1 protein-coding gene is annotated in these 602 nt (G+C 40.5%); it reads left to right on the forward strand.

The window, feature by feature from the left end; all coding sequences use genetic code 11:
• Positions 1-387: 387 nt before the first annotated feature.
• The coding region (locus tag PL9214_RS29880) for a DUF4347 domain-containing protein (RefSeq protein ID WP_139295243.1) at positions 388-602 on the forward strand (215 nt) is incomplete at its 3' end.

The raw sequence follows: 602 nt of genomic DNA on the forward strand, positions 1-602 counted from the left end.
GGAACTCAAGCCGGAAATACCTTGATTCAAGTCGCAGCCAATAATGAACTTTTAGCCACTTTAATCGGTGTTCCCGCTAACTCAATTACCGCTAATTCTTTTACCCTGAATTAACGAAGAAATCCCGAAACCCGGTTTCTTCAAGAAATCGGGTTTCTTTAAAGATTCCTAAAATCGAGTATACTAGAGTTATTAACGTTAAATTAAGACGTTCTCCAGATATACCCAACGGCAATTTCCCCGATTGTACTGTTTAAACCGAGGAAAAATTGTACATCGGGTCAATAGAGATCGTCCTTCCTGTTCATCCCTTCAAATGGGTGCGATCTCCCGGCAACTACTGATTAGAATCCTTTGGCCATTAATTAATCAACTGAATTGAAAACCATGAAAAAACAAATTATTTTCATTGACTCCACTATCGACAACTACCCAAGCCTAATAGAAGGAGCCAACAAAAACGCAGAAATCGTGATTTTAGACCCAGACCCAAGTGGGGTAGAACAGATCACACAAGCACTCAAAGGCTTATCAAAAATTCAAGCCCTACATATCGTTTCTCACGGAAGCCCCGGTCATTTACAACTCGGTTCAGACCTTCT

The sequence above is a fragment of the Planktothrix tepida PCC 9214 genome (assembly GCF_900009145.1).
Lineage (GTDB): Bacteria > Cyanobacteriota > Cyanobacteriia > Cyanobacteriales > Microcoleaceae > Planktothrix > Planktothrix tepida.